The sequence below is a fragment of the Microbacterium sp. Au-Mic1 genome, assembly GCF_021341785.1.
Taxonomy (GTDB): Bacteria; Actinomycetota; Actinomycetes; order Actinomycetales; family Microbacteriaceae; genus Microbacterium.
Genome location: NZ_JAJTTF010000005.1, coordinates 22,033 through 36,709 on the forward strand (window position 1 = coordinate 22,033; position 14,677 = coordinate 36,709).

Below are 14,677 nucleotides of genomic sequence, written 5' to 3' on the forward strand. Positions count from 1 at the left end.
AGCGGAGCGATCAGGCCTCGCTCACCGCGCGCGGATTCACGCTCAGCGCCTCGGTCACCGGCGCCGGCTCGACCGCCGCGAGAGCCCCGGCCGCCTCGGGCAATGCCGGAAGCGCGGTCTGGTCGAGCCAGGCGTCGAAGAACGCCTCGAGCCTACGGCCCGCGATCGACGCGGCGAGCGTGCGGAAGTCCTCCGTCGTGGCGGTCGCGCCCGCGAAGCGCTCGGTCCAGGTGCGCAGGATCCGGAAGAACGCGTCGTCGCCCACCGTCAGCCGCAGCGCGTGCAGGGCGAGAGCGCCGCGCTTGTACACGCGGTCGTCGAACATGAGCTCCGGACCAGGATCCGAGAGCACGAGATCCTGCGGCTCGGTGGCGAGCGCGGCCCAGTGCCCGAGCGCCTTCGCGTGAGCGCTGTGCCCGCCGCTGCGCTCCGACCAGATCCACTCGGCGTAGCAGGCAAAGCCCTCGTTGAGCCAGATGTCGCGCCACCGGGCGACCCCGACGCTGTTGCCGAACCACTGGTGGGCGAGCTCGTGCGCGATGAGACGCTCGAGGCTGCCCTTCCCGTCGATGTGGTTGGCGCCGAACACGCCCATGCCCTGCGCCTCGAGCGGGATCTCCAGGTCATCAGCCGTCACCACGAGTCGATAGGACGGCAGCGGGTACGGCCCGAACGACTCGGTGAACACCGCCATCATGCGCGGCAGGGGCGCGAGGTCGGCCTGCACCCGAGCAGCCAGCGGGGCCGGGTGCAGCACCTGCCCCACGACGCCCGCCAGATCCATGCCGCGCGAGACATATTTTCCGATCTGCACCGTCGCGAGATAGCTCGGAGTCGGCGTGCTGCGCTCGAAGACCCAGGTCGTGCGCCCGCCCTTGGTCGCCGAGGAGACGGGCTCGGCCGCGGCGACCGCGTACCCGGGGTCGGTCGTGATCGAGAGCCGGTACGTCGCCTTGTCGGAGGGGTGGTCGTTGCAGGGGAACCACGACGGCGCGCCGATCGGCTGCGAGGCGACGATGGCGCCGTCCTCCAGCTCCTCCCATCCGAGCGTGCCCCAGCGGGTGCGCCGCGGGCGCGGGGCTCCCCCGTAGGAGATCGTGAGCTCGAACGGATCCCCCGCCGCGAGCTCACGGCCGAAGGCGACCTTGAGCTTGCGGTCGGTCTGGGTGAAGCCGATGCGCCCGCCGACGTCTCCGCGCACCTTGGTCGCGCGCAGCCCGGCAAGATCCAGGGAGACCGCCTTGGTCGCCTCGACGGCGCGCCCGCGCACGATCGCGACGCCGTCCAGCCGGTTCGTGCCGAGGCGGTAGTCGATGCTCAGGTCGTAGTGCTCGACGCGGTACCGGCGATCGCCGGAGTGCGGGGTGTAGTCGTCGGGGCTCACGGTTCCATGCTCACAGATCGCGCGGCCCGGTGCGCGCCCGTTCGGCGCCGCCGCCGGATCGCCCTCATTCGGCCGCCTGGTAGCTTCGCACCTTGACCGCACGCCACGGGCCGATCGGGTTGCCGCTCCATCGGCTCCCGACTGGCACGCTCTCCCCGCGCATCACGAGGGACGCCGGTCCCACCGTGGCATCGGATCCGATGGTCGCGGCCGGCAGGATCACGCTGTGCGGGCCGAGGGTCGCACCGGCCTCGAGTGTGACCGTGTCGATGCTCATCACGCGGTCGTGGAAGAGGTGCGTCTGCACCACGCAGCCGCGGTTGACCGTGGCGCCGTCGCCGAGCGTCACGAGATCCGGCTCCGGCAGCCAGTAGCTGTCCGTCCAGACGCCCTTCCCGATCGTGGCGCCGAGCGAGCGCAGCCACACGGCGAGCGCGGGCGTGCCCGCCGCGGCGTTGGCGAACCACGGGGCGGCCATCATCTCGGTGAACGTGTCGGCGACCTCGGTGCGCCAGACGAAGCTCGACCACAGCGGGTGCTCCCCCGGGCGGATCGGCCCCACGAACGCCCACTTCGCTGCGGTCGCGAACCCCGCGGCGACGGCGCCCGCGACCAGCAGGACGAGGCCGGAGAGCACCACGGTCCAGACCGGACCGACGCTCTCGGCCAGCGCGGCGAGCGTGAGCAGCACCGCCAGCCCGAGCGCGCAGGTGAGGATGACCGGCACGATGCGGCACAGCTCCCACAGACCACGCGCGACCCGCAGTCCCGTGCGAGGGCGGTAGGTGCGCTCCAGATCCGACTCGTTCACCACTCGGCGCAGGCGCACCGGCGGGGAGCCGAGCCACGACGATCCCGCCTTCGCCTTGTCCGGCGCCACCGAGAGCACCGCGACGAGGCCGTCCTTGGGCACCTTGTGCCCGGCGCCCGCCATGCCGGAGTTGCCGAGGAACGCACGCTTGCCGATCCGCGCCGCGGCCAGGCGCATCCATCCGCCGCCGAGCTCGTAGGAAGCGACCATCGTGTCATCGGCGAGGAACGCACCGTCGTCGATCGTGGTCATCGACGGGATCAGCAGCACCGTGGAGATCTCCACCTCCTTGCCGACCTTCGCCCCGAGCAGGCGCAGCCAGGCAGGGGTGAACAGGCTCGCGTACAGCGGGAAGAGCAGCGTGCGGGCGGAGTCGAGCAGTCGCTCGGTGGTCCACGCCTGCCACGCGATCCGGCCGCGGACCGGGTGGATCCCCTCGCGCAGCCCGATCGAGAGCAGCCGGGTCGCCGCCACGACGAGCACGGCGAACACGAGTCCGGTCACGAGCACCGACGGGACGAGCCAGATCGCCAGCCCCGGAAGCGCATCGCCGAGCGAGGCGGCACCACGCGCGCCCTGCACGAGCACGAGCGCGCCGAGGGCGAAGGCGAGCACGGGCAGGAGCCCGAGTCCCATGCTCGATGCGGCATATGCCCACAGCCAGCGCCTCGGCGCGGGCGGGCGCTCGGGCGCGAGCGGGGCGGACTTCCCGCCGACGCGCACCGCGGGGGAGCCGGCCCAGCGCTGCCCGGCGCGCACTCGGCCGAAGACGGCGGATCCGGGGGCGACCTCGGCCGCGCGACCGATGCGGGTGCCGGGGGCGAGGGTGCTGCGAGCGCCCACCACCGCGCCCGCACCGATGCGAATCCCGCCGATGCGCACCGTGTCGCCGTCGATCCAGTAGCCGGAGAGGTCGACCTCGGGCTCGATCGCCGCACCCCGACCGATGTCGAGCATGCCGGTCACGGGCGGCAGCGTGTGCAGGTCGACGTCGGGGCCGATCTTCGCCCCGAGCGCCCGGGCGTAGTAGCTCACCCACGGAGCGCCCGCGAAGCCGACGGGATCGATCTGGTGGCTGACCTGCTCCGCGAGCCAGAGCCGCAGGTGCACCCCGCCGCCGCGCGGGTAGTCCCCGGCCCGCACACCGGTGAGCAGGATCCTCGCGGCGATCGCGGCGATCGCCATGCGTCCGAACGGGGTCGCGAACACCACGAGGCCGATGATCAGCAGCCACAGCGGCGCCGTCGGCAGCCAGTCGAACCCTGGCACGAGGTGCAGGATCGCGCTGCCGGTGAGCAGCCAGAGCACCCACCTGATGCCGCCGAGGACGAACAGCGGCACTCCCAGGAGCGACTGGATCCACTGCATGCGCCGCGGTGTGGGCCGGGACTCGTGGAACTCGCCCGGCTCGTCGTCCTCATCGCCGGCCTCGGCCTCGACGGCGTCGGCCATGCGCCGCAGCCGCGGCAGGTCGTAGACGTCGGCCATCGTGAACTCGGGGGCGCGGGATCGGATCCGGCTCACCAGCTGCGCGGCCGCGAGGGATCCGCCGCCGAGCTGGAAGAAGTCGGCGTCCTCGTCGAGCGGCCGCGTGCCGAGCACGGCGAACCACTGCTCCGCCAGCCAGGCCGCGGTGCCGGTGAGCGTGGAGTCGTCCGCGTCCGGATCCGTGAGCGGCCACGGCAGGGCGGCCTTGTCGACCTTGCCCGAGGTGCGCACGGGCAGGTCGTCCATGACCGCGAGCAGCGGGATGAGCGGCGCCGGGAGCGTCTCGGCGAGCTCGGCGCGCGCGGTCTGCCGGTCGAAGCCCTCGGTCGGCACCACGTACCCGACGAGCAGGGGGATCCCGCCCTCGCTGCGCTGCACGACGACGGTCGCCGCCGTGACCGCGGTGAGGTTCTGCAGCGCGGCTTCGACCTCGCCGAGCTCGATGCGCCGGCCGCCGATCTTCACCTGGTCGTCGGCGCGACCCTGGAACACCAGGCCCGCCTCCTCGTACCGCACGAGATCCCCGGAGCGGTAGGCGCGATCCCAGCCCAGGGACGGCATCGGCGCGTACTTCTCCGCGTCCTTGGCCGGATCCAGGTACCGTGCGAGCCCGACACCGCCGATCACGAGCTCGCCGACCTCGCCCTCGGCGACGCGGTTGCCCTGGGCGTCGACGACGGCGAGTTCCCAGCCGTCCAGTGGCAGGCCGATCCGCACCGGCTCCCCCGCGCGCAGCGCCTCGCCGTCCATCTCGGCCGCGCACGCGACGACCGTGGCCTCGGTAGGTCCGTAGGTGTTCCAGACCTCGCGGTCCTCGCCCACGAGCCGCGCGGCGAGTTCGGGCGGCAGCGCCTCGCCACCGAAGATCAGCAGGCGCAGGTTCTCGATCGCGTCCTGCGGCCAGAGCGCCGCGAGCGTCGGCACGGTCGACACCGCGGTGATGCCGTGGCCGAGCAGCCAGGGTCCGAGGTCCTCGCCGGAGCGCACCAGCGCGCGCGGCGCCGGCACGAGGCAGGCGCCGTACCGCCAGGCCAGCCACATCTCCTCGCACGAGGCGTCGAACGCGACGGAGAGGCCCGCGAGCACGCGGTCACCGGGGCCGAGCGGCGCGTCCTGCAGGAACAGGTTCGCCTCGGCGTCGACGAACGCGGCGGCGGAGCGGTGGGTCACGGCCACGCCCTTGGGCACGCCGGTCGAGCCGGAGGTGAAGATGATCCAGGCGTCGTCCAAGGGCAGCGGGTGCGGCACCGTCGTGATCGAGACCGAGTTCGGGTGCGGATCCTCCCCGGCGAACAGGCCGGATCCGGGTCGCTCCGCGTTGGCGGGTCGTGCTGGCTCGGCCGTTACGGGGCTTGTTCCGTCCGTTTCGGCCGTGGGGCCATCCCCCCGATCCGCTTCGGGGCGCGCCGGCTCGTCTCGGGGCGCGCCTTGCCCGGGTTCGGCGGCGTGGTGCGCCCCGAACGGGGAATCTGCGCCCCGGAACACTCCGCCGGCGCCGATGACGCCGCGCACCTTGGCCTCGCCGAACACGAGGTCGGCCCGCTCCTGCGGATCGTCCGCGTCGACCGGCACGTACGCCGCGCCCGCGGCGAGCGTTCCGAGGATCGCGAGGTACAGCTCCCGCCCGCCGGAGGGCATCCTGATGCCGACCCTGTCGCCGCGCATGACGCCGTGCTCGCGCAACCGGGCTGCCGTCCGCCAGACCTGGGCGAGCAGCTCGGCATAGCTGAGCGCACCGTCCGCGTCCTCGATCGCAGAGGCGTCCGGGTATCGGCGCGCGGTGTCGACCAGGATGTCGATCAGCGTGCGCGGCGGCGCCGCGAGCGCGGCGCGGTCGAGGATGTCTTGCATCGGGTTCCGTTCGAGCGGCTGCACACAGGGCGCGTGCGCGCTCAGGGTACCGCGGGCGGGGAAACAGCAGGTGAAGCGCCCCCGCCGCCCCGCGATCCGGCCGTCGGCCCCCGCGTCAGCCGGCGCCGGGTGGGGTGCGCTTCGAGTCGGCGAGTTCGTCGACCACGAGGGAGCGCTCGTCGATCGTGCCGTTGCGGTAGGCCTGGCGACCGACCATGTGCGCCGACAGCGGGGCGGTCGCGAACTGCATGAGCACGACGGGCGCCACGAGCAGCAGCCCCAGCGCGACTCCGATCACGGAGCGCTGCGAGAGCGCGATCGCCAGGCAGATCAGGAGCAGACCGAGCACCTGCGGCTTCGTGGCGGCATGCAGCCGGTTCGGTACGTCGCGCAGGCGGAGCAGGCCGATGCCGGCGATCAGGCACAGCAGCGCGCCGATCAGCACGAGCACCCAGACTGCGGTGTCCACCACGACGTCGGGGATCCGCAGCTCGAAGACGTTCATCGCTCTCCCCCGTCCCGGCGGGTGCGGTGGGCGAAGGTCTGGTTCATGATGACCCCGTTCATGACGGCGTGTTGTCCCTCCGCGCGACGTAACGCGCGACTGAGATGGACCCGAACACGCCCACCGCGGCGACGACGATCAGCACGGGCAGCGTGCGCGTGTGGTGGTTGATCGCCATATCGGCGCCGAGCACGCACATCACCTCCGTGAGCAGCACGTCGGCGGCGACCGCGCGGTCGAGGATCGACGGTCCGATCACGATGCGGATCACCGCGAGCACGGCGGCGACCGCGAACACGATCATGATGACGAGCAGCAGCGGATTCATCGGCGACCCTCCTCGGATCCGTGCGACGTGCCGGATCCCTGCGGTCGGTGCGGCTTCGGCGAGGTCCCGGCCACCATACCCCCGAGACGGTCCGCCTCGGCGCGCTCGTCCGCACGCAGCCGGGCCGCCTGCGCCGGCGATCCCAGCGCCCGCACGATGCGCCGCTCCCAGCGCAGCACGCCCGCGCGCTGTCGCTCCACGTCCTCGAGCGAGCGCACGCCGATCACGTGCAGATACAGGGTGCGGGTGTCGCGCTCGGCCTCGACCACGAGGGATCCGGGGATGAGCGACGACGTCACCGCGACGTGGGTCATGACGAGGTCATCGGCGTAGCGCAGCGGCACCGCGATGATCGCGGCCCCCGGCGCGCGCCGCGGGTTCAGCACCTGCACCGCGACGGTGAGCGAGCCGTGCACGACGGCCGCCAGGAACTGCACCACCAGCAGCGCCGCCCACCACAGGTTGATCCGCCCGGAGAGCTCGATCGTGGGCAGCCGGAACACGCGCGTCACGAACAGCGCCACGGCGATGCCCGTCACGGCCGACAGCACGGTGAACTGGCCCCAGAGCAGCATCCACAGCACGACCAGCCAGAGCAGGAACGGCAGCTGCAGGCCGATCTCGCGCCAGAGTCCGCGCTTCGTCCCGGTGCTCATGAGGAGGCCTCGTCCCCGTCGAGCATGTCGAGGTGCACGGGCTGCAGCAGGTTGGCGCCGATCCGCTCGCAGAGCCCGTAGATCGGGCCCGCGAAGACCGTCAGTGCGAGGGTGACGGCGACCATGCCTCCCGTGGCAAGGGTCATGATCGTCGGGATCCGGCGCCGCTCCTGCTGCTCGTCGGCGGCCGGTGCGCTGCCGAGATGGGCGATGCGCTCGTTCTCCATCTCCTCCGGCGTCTCGTCCTTGCTCCGCCAGAAGGCGAGGTTCCACGCGCGCATGAGCGCGTACAGCGTGAGCAGAGAGGTGAGCACGCCGCCGACGACGAGCACCCAGATCAGCGGGGTCGCGACCTGCGCGGCCGCCTGGAACAGCGCGAACTTGCCGATGAATCCCGAGAACGGCGGCAAGCCGCCGAGGTTGATCGCCGGCACGAAGTACAGCACGGCGATGAGCGGCGCCGCCTTCATGAGGCCGCGCACCTTGAGGATCGAGGTGCTGCCCGCGCGGCGCTCGACCAGCCCCACCGCCAGGAACAGGGTGGTCTGCACGATGATGTGGTGCACGATGTAGTACACCGTCGCGCCGATCGCGGCAGGGGTCGCGATCGCCAGACCGAACACCATGTAGCCGACGTGGCTCACCAGCGTGAACGACAGGATCCTCTTCAGCTCCGCCTGCGCGACGGCGCCGAGTATTCCGATCACCATCGTCGCGAGCGCCACGATCATGAGCAGCGTGTTGATGCTCGACACGTTGAACAGCTGCGTCTCGGTGCGGATCAGGGCGTACACGCCGACCTTCGTGAGCAGTCCTGCGAACACCGCCGTGACCGGGGCCGGGGCGGTCGGGTACGAGTCGGGCAGCCAGAACGACATCGGGAACACGGCCGCCTTGATGCCGAAGGCGACCACGAGCATGAGGTGCAGCACGAGCTGCGTGCTGGGCGGGATCTCCCCGATCCGCTCGGCGATCTGCGCCATGTTCACGGTGCCGAGCGCGGCGTAGATGAGCGCGATCGCCACGAGGAACAGCACCGACGAGACCAGCGACACCACGATGTAGACCGCGCCGGTGCGGATCCGGGACTCGGTGCTGCCCAGCGTGATCAGCACGTAGGAGGCGACCAGGAGGATCTCGAAGCCGACGTAGAGGTTGAACAGGTCGCCCGCGATGAAGGCGTTGAAGATGCCCGCGGCGAGGATCAGATACGACGGATTGAAGATCGAGATCGGGGTCTCCTCGGCCCCGTCCGCGGCCCCCTGGCCCACCGAGAAGAGCAGCACGGCGACCAGCACGATGCTCGACACGAGCACGAGCAGGGCGGCGAGCCGGTCGACGTACAGCACGATGCCGAACGGGGCGGGCCAGCCTCCGACCATCACCGCGATCGGCTTGGTCTGATCCACGATGACGAGCAGGGTCGCGGCGATCACCGAGACCGCCGCGAGCGTGGCGACCGTGACGATGACCTGCACGCGCGTGTTGCGGCCGAACACGAGCGTGATCGCGGCGCCCAGCAGCGGGAGGGCGACGAGCAGCGGGACGAGGGCGTTCATCGCGGCTCCTCCCCCGGCTCGGGTCGTTCGTCAGGGCGCCGCGTTTCATCTCGGTCGGCTTCGCCGTCCTCGCTCAACGACCCCGGTCCGGCTGTGGTCGTTGAGCGAGCACCGCCCGAGGCGGAGCGAGACGAAACGTCGTCTATCGGATCCGGCCGGTCCACCGGGGCGTCATCGATGAGACCGTCCAGATCCTTGGCATGCAGCACGCGGATCGGAGAGGTCGCGACGCCCACGAAGTCGGTCGTGGCGTCCTCGTCCTCGAGGTCGACCTCGTCGTCCATGAGGTCTTCCTCGATCTCCGTGCGCTCGCGCAGTGCGATGTCGGCCTCGTCGTCCTCGACCGTGTCGGCCTTGCCCAGCTGCCAGGAGCGGTAGATGAGCGCGAGCAGGAAGGCGGAGACGGCGAAGGTGATCACGATCGCCGTGAGCGTGAGCGCCTGCGGCAGCGGATCGCTCATGTCGCCGTCGATGCCGTAGAACGGCGCACGCCCCGGGCGCCCCATCACGATCAGCAGCAGCAGGTTCACGGCGTTCCCGAGCAGCAGGAACCCGATCAGCACGCGGGTCAGGCTGCGCTCAAGCATCGCGTACACGCCGCAGCCGAACAGCACCGCCATCACGATGATGAGCACCAAGGAGACGTCCATCAGATGTCCACCCCCCGCGCACGCATCTCGAGGGTCTGCCGGTCGACCTCGGCGCCGAGGCTGCGCAGCACGTCGAGCACCAGCCCGATCACGACGAGGTAGACGCCGATGTCGAAGAACGTGGAACTGACGAACTCGATGTGCCCGATGACGGGGATCTCCGCCTCCCACACGGTGCTGGTCAGCGGAGCCATCCCGAAGAACAGGGGTACCACGGCCGCGCCCACGGCGAGAATGAGCCCGGCACCGAGCAGGCGACCGGCGTCGGTGGGCGCCGCTGCGCCCAGCTCCCAGCGGCCGCCCGCGATGTAGCGCATGACCAGGGCCATGCCCGCGACGAGGCCGCCGGCGAAACCGCCGCCCGGGGCGTTGTGCCCCGCGAAGAGCAGGTAGATCGACACCACGATGATCGTGTGGAACAGGATCCGCACGATCACCTCGAGCAGGATCGAGCGGTTCTCCGGCTTCACATTGCCGCCGCCGACGAGCCACGCGCGCGGGGCGGTGTCGCCCGCGGTCTGCACGCGCACGCCTTCGGTCGTCTCGACGAGTGGCCGGCGGCGAGCCTGCCGCGGGCCCTCGGGGAGCGCTTTCGTGGCCGAGAGCCGGTCGGCGCGGTGCGTGACGAAGACGAGCGAGGCCACGCCGGTCGCCGCGAGTACGAGCACCGACAGCTCCCCCATCGTGTCCCAGCCGCGCAGGTCGACCAGGGCCACGTTCACCACGTTCTTGCCGTGCCCGAGGTCGTACGCGAGCTTCGGGAAAGCCTCGGAGATGGGTTCGGCGACCCGGGATCCGGTGGCGACGATCGCCACGAGCGCCATCATCACGCCGGCCGCGATGCCGAGGATCGCGCGCGGCACCCTTCCGACCGACGCATTGTGCTCACCCATCCGCGCAGGCAGCCGGCGCAGCACGAGCGCGAACGTGACCAGCGTCACGGTCTCGACGAGGATCTGCGTGAGAGCGAGGTCGGGGGCGCCGCTCGTGCCGAACAGCACGACCATGCCGAGGCCCGTGACGGAGACCAGGACGACGCCGGTGTAGCGCTTCTGCGCCCGGATCGCGAGCAGGCCCGCGAAGATCATGATCGGCGCGACCACCAATTGCACCGGGGTGTGCCAGGCGCTCAGCTGCGCGTTCGCCGGGCCGCCGGCGATGAGGGCCGTCGTCTCGCCCGCGATCACGACGACGAAGATCGTGCCGACGTAGACCGGCAGCGAACCGCGCTGCGTGAGCGAGGTGGTGACCACGGAGAGTCGATCGACGCTGCGCATCACGAGGTAGTACGCGTCCTGAGCGGTGAACCGCAGCAGGCGCGGGCGGCGGTCCCAACCCAGGCGACGCGTGAGCGGGAACAGCGCGAGACCGAGCAGCACGGCCCCGAGCGACAGGAACAGGGCGGGTGCCAGACCGTGCCAGAGGGCGAGGTACCCGGGATCCAGGTCCACGCCGTCGTAGCCGGGCGCCTTCGCGTCGTCCGCGTAGCCGTACAGCACCACGGTGACCGCGGAAGCGAGCGGCCCCAGCACGAGCGTGCCGAGGGCGAGCAGCACCGGCGACACCAGGAACCCGAACGGAGGCGAGGGCCATTCCGTGTCCGGCATGTAGGTGCCCGCCGCATCCTTCTTCCGCCAGAACGCGCCCCAGAGGAACCTCGCACCGTATGCCGCAGTGAGTATGGATCCCAGGATCACGCCGATGAGCGCGACGATCCCCCAGGGGGACCCGCGCAGCGATTCGTCGAAGAGGGCCGCGAGCGTGGACTCCTTCGCCGCGAACCCGATCGTCGGGGGGATCCCCATCATGGATCCGACCGCGAGGAAGCCCGAGATCGCGAGCAGCGGGGCCTGGCGCCCGACGCCGCTGATCTCGGTGACGTCACGGGTGGAGAGCTGGCGGTCGATGACGCCGACGATCAGGAAGAGCGACGACTTGAACAGGGCGTGGCTGATCACGAGCGCGAGTCCCGCGAGCATCGCGTCGGGCGTTCCGTAGCCGAGCACGACCGTGAAGAAGCCGAGCTGGCTCACGGTGCCGAACGCGAGGATGCGCTTGAGGTCGGTCTCGCGCAGTGCCTGCACGCCGCCGAGCAGCATCGTGAACACACCCAGCGTGATCGTGATCGGCCGCCACGGACCGGACAGGGCGAACACCGGCGCGAACCGCGCGATGAGGTAGATGCCGGCCTTCACCATGGCCGCGGCGTGCAGGTAGGCGCTCACCGGAGTGGGGGCGGCCATGGCGCCCGGCAGCCAGAAGTGGAACGGGAAGATCGCGGACTTGCTGAGGGCGCCGACCAGCAGCAGCACGATCGCGGCGTCGACGACAGGCCCGGTGGGCGCGATCTCGAGGATCCGCGACATGCTCGACGTGCCGGCCTCGACGGCCAGGAACACCACCCCGATGAACATCGCGAGCCCGCCGAGCGTAGTCACCAGCAGGGCCTGCAGCGCAGCACGGCGGCTCGCACCGCGGCGGTGGTAGTGCCCGATCAGCAGGTAGGAGAGGATGCTGGTCAGCTCCCAGAACATGACCAGCAGCACCAGGTCGTCGGTCGTCACCAGCCCGTACATCGCGCCGGCGAACGCCAGCAGCACCGCCGCGAACTGGCCGATGCCCTCCTTCGAACCGCGGAAGTACCAGCGGCAGTACAGGAGCACGAGCGCGCCCACACCGGTGACGATCAGGGCCAGCAGCCAGCTCAGTTCGTCGAGCCGGAACGAGAGCGAGAGCCCGAGCTGAGGGATCCAGTCGATCGATTCCCGCGGCACCAGCGCGGGGTCATCGGATCCGGCGAGCACCTGAGGTGTGAGCACGATCAGATGCACGAACGCCGCGGCCGGCACGAGCGCCGCGACCGCGAAGGCGCGCGCGCCGATCCAGGAGACCAGCAGCGGCAGCAGCAGGGACGCGACGGCGAACACGGCGAGGAGCGTCAGCATGGCAGTCTCCTCTGGCTCGTCGGTCTCTGCAGGCTCAGCGGGTGAGCGTGCAGGTCGACACAGGCGGGCGGGTTCGGGTCCAGTTTACGTGCCGGATCCGGAATCGACCGCCGCCGTCGTCACGAAGCCGGCTCCGGCGAGGGCACAGGCCCGGTCGTGGTGCCCTCGCGGAACGTGCACGTGAAGCGGATCGACGCGGCCTGCTCCCCCGCCAGCAGCCGCGCGACGGCGTCTCCGGCGGCACGTCCCTTCTCCACCGCGGGCTGCACGGCGGTGGTGAGCACGTGCTCGCCGAGGCCGTCCACCGCGATGCCGTCGAACCCGGCCACGCTGACGTCCTCGGGAACGCGCAGGCCCGCCTCCTCCGCCGCGCGGATCACGCCCGCGGCGAGGAGGTCGCTCTGCGCGATGACGGCTGTCGGACGGGTCGGCGGATCCGCGAACAGGGTGCGCCCGGCGATGAGGCCCTCGTCGATGAGGCTGCCTCCGGCGGACACCACGCGGGCCGCCGGGAACACCTCGAGCGTCGCGTCCAGGCGCGCCTTCGTCACGGGCGTCGTGATCGTCTCGATGCGCTCGGGCGTCGCGTCGCCGCGCACCTTGCCCCCGTCGAACGGCAGCGTCACCACGGCGATGCGCCGGTGCCCGAGCGCACGCAGGTGGTGCGCGATCTGCGCGGCCGCCTCGCCGTTGTCCAGCTCCATGCGAGGGACGTCGTCGCCGGCATCGCCCTCGATCACCACCACGGGCAGGCCGCGGTTGCGCACCGCCTGCAGGGTCTCGCGCATGCGCGGGCTGCAGCCGATCAGCACGGCGGCGTCGATGGGCGCCGTGGCGAGTGTCGGCGCATCGGCCCCGGCCTCGGGGTCGTCCCGCAGCAGCAGCACCCCGGCACCGAGCTCGGCGAGGCCGTCGGTGAGCCCGTCCATCGTCGCGGTCTTGATCGGATCCAGGAACGCGGTGCGCAGATGCTCCTCGAGCGCCACCGCGACGATGCCGCTGCGCCCCCGCCGCAGCGAGGCGGCGCGGGGGTCCGGGCCCGTGTAGCCGAGCTCCGCCGCGACCGCGAGCACCCGCTGCCGTGTGGCATCGGCGACGGGCGCCTTCCCGCTGAACACGACCGACGCGGTGGATGGGCTCACCCCCGCGGCACGCGCCACATCCGCGATCGTGGCGCGGCGGCGCACCGCCGCAGCATCCGGATCCGAGCTCATGCCTCGACAATAACATCGTTGGGAACACAGAGATCGAATCGATTCGATACACTGACCGCATGGACACCGCTCTCACCCGCTCCCAGTTCGTGCGCTGGCGCACCGCGATCTTCGCGATCTTCCTCGCCAGCGGTCTGTCCATCGCCACCTGGGCCTCGCGCGTGCCCGACATCAAGGCGGCGCTGCACATCGACAACGGCCAGATGGGCCTGCTGCTGCTGGGCATGGGCGTCTCGTCGATCATCGGCATCTCGACGAGTCCGGCGGTCATGGCGCGCACGGGGGCGCGCCTCGGCATGCTCCTCACGATGCTGAGCTTCGCGGTCGGCGTCGGCCTCGTCGGCCTGGGCACCAACGTGCTCGGGTCCGTACCGGTCGTGGTGACGGGGCTCGTGCTGTTCGGCCTCGGCAACGGATCGCTGGACGTGATGATGAACGTCGAGGCGACGGCGATCGAGCAGCAGATGGGCAGGACGATCCTGCCGGTGTTCCACGCCTTCTTCAGCTTCGGCACGGTGATCGGCGCGGGCGTGGGCGCCCTCGTGGTACACCTCGGCCTGAACGTCGCGGCGCACACGCTGCTCATCGCCGTGGTCATCGCCGTGCTCGCCGTCGCCTGCTGGATGAACGTGCCCGACCGCGAAGCGACGCTCGACCCGCAGCCCGAGGAGAAGCCGCATTGGCGCGAGCGGATGCACACCGCACTCGAGGCCTGGCGCGAGCCCCGCACCTACTTCCTCGGCATCGTGATGCTGGGCATGTCGTTCGCCGAGGGCGGCGCCAACGACTGGCTGGCGCTCGGGGTGTCCGAGGACCACGGCGCCGGCCCCGCACTCGGCGCGGCGGCCCTGGCCACGTTCTCCGTCGCGATGACCGTGGTGCGCCTGTTCGGCGGCCCGCTCGTCGACCGCTTCGGGCGCGTCGTGGTGCTGCGGGTTCTCGCGATCACCGCGGCCGCCGGCATCCTGCTGTTCATCCTGGCGCCGAGCACCCCGCTCGTGTTCGTGGGTGCGGCGCTCTGGGGGATCGGGGCCTCGCTCGGCTTCCCGCTGGGCATGTCGGCCGCCGCCGATGACCCGGTCAAGGCCGCCGCGCGGGTGAGCGCAGCCGCGACGATCGGCTACATCGCCTTCCTCGGCGGGCCGCCCGTGCTCGGCTTCATCAGCAACCACATCGGCCTGCTCAACACGCTCTACATCCTGGTCGTGCTGGCCGCGCTCTCGGGCCTGTTCTCCGGGGCGGCCCGCCCGCTGCGGGACGACGAGAAGTTCAGCGCCGGCTGAGCG

Annotated in this window: 10 protein-coding genes; 1 reads left to right on the forward strand and 9 read right to left on the reverse strand. The window is 71.4% G+C overall.

All coding sequences use genetic code 11. The annotated features are described in order from the left end of the window. Positions 1-10 precede the first annotated feature (10 nt). The 9 genes from LXM50_RS07880 to LXM50_RS07920 form a co-directional block, all read right to left on the reverse strand. Entirely contained in the window at positions 11-1,384 is a 1,374-nt protein-coding gene (locus LXM50_RS07880) for a M1 family metallopeptidase (RefSeq protein ID WP_233310770.1), read from the reverse strand. Positions 1,385-1,448: 64 nt separating this feature from the next. Beyond that, entirely contained in the window at positions 1,449-5,534 is a 4,086-nt protein-coding gene (locus LXM50_RS07885; RefSeq protein WP_233310771.1) for a Pls/PosA family non-ribosomal peptide synthetase, read from the reverse strand. A 115-nt stretch (positions 5,535-5,649) separates the two neighbouring features. Beyond that, positions 5,650-6,039, reverse strand: coding sequence for a monovalent cation/H(+) antiporter subunit G (mnhG, locus tag LXM50_RS07890; protein WP_233310772.1), 390 nt, complete (start codon positions 6,037-6,039; stop codon positions 5,650-5,652). Between the two features lie 58 nt (positions 6,040-6,097). Continuing rightward, a complete protein-coding gene (locus LXM50_RS07895) occupies positions 6,098-6,367 on the reverse strand; it encodes a monovalent cation/H+ antiporter complex subunit F (protein ID WP_045271280.1) in 270 nt (89 codons plus the stop codon). Beyond that, complete coding sequence (locus LXM50_RS07900; RefSeq protein WP_233310773.1) at positions 6,364-7,023, reverse strand: Na+/H+ antiporter subunit E; 660 nt, start codon at positions 7,021-7,023, stop codon at positions 6,364-6,366. Before LXM50_RS07900 ends, LXM50_RS07895 begins: the two co-directional genes overlap by 4 nt. Continuing rightward, positions 7,020-8,582, reverse strand: coding sequence for a Na+/H+ antiporter subunit D (locus tag LXM50_RS07905; protein ID WP_233310774.1), 1,563 nt, complete (start codon positions 8,580-8,582; stop codon positions 7,020-7,022). The genes LXM50_RS07900 and LXM50_RS07905 overlap by 4 nt, the downstream gene beginning before the upstream one ends. Beyond that, positions 8,579-9,232, reverse strand: coding sequence for a Na(+)/H(+) antiporter subunit C (locus LXM50_RS07910; RefSeq protein ID WP_233310775.1), 654 nt, complete (start codon positions 9,230-9,232; stop codon positions 8,579-8,581). The genes LXM50_RS07905 and LXM50_RS07910 overlap by 4 nt, the downstream gene beginning before the upstream one ends. Next, a complete protein-coding gene (locus LXM50_RS07915) occupies positions 9,232-12,177 on the reverse strand; it encodes a Na+/H+ antiporter subunit A (RefSeq protein WP_233310776.1) in 2,946 nt (981 codons plus the stop codon). The genes LXM50_RS07910 and LXM50_RS07915 overlap by 1 nt, the downstream gene beginning before the upstream one ends. Before the next feature lie 119 nt (positions 12,178-12,296). Then, positions 12,297-13,391: a LacI family DNA-binding transcriptional regulator gene (locus tag LXM50_RS07920; protein ID WP_233310777.1), complete on the reverse strand. Its 1,095-nt coding sequence runs from the start codon at positions 13,389-13,391 to the stop codon at positions 12,297-12,299. Between the two features lie 59 nt (positions 13,392-13,450). Between LXM50_RS07920 and LXM50_RS07925 the strand changes: the two genes are divergently transcribed. Then, a complete protein-coding gene (locus LXM50_RS07925; RefSeq protein WP_233310778.1) occupies positions 13,451-14,674 on the forward strand; it encodes an MFS transporter in 1,224 nt (407 codons plus the stop codon). Positions 14,675-14,677: the final 3 nt, after the last annotated feature.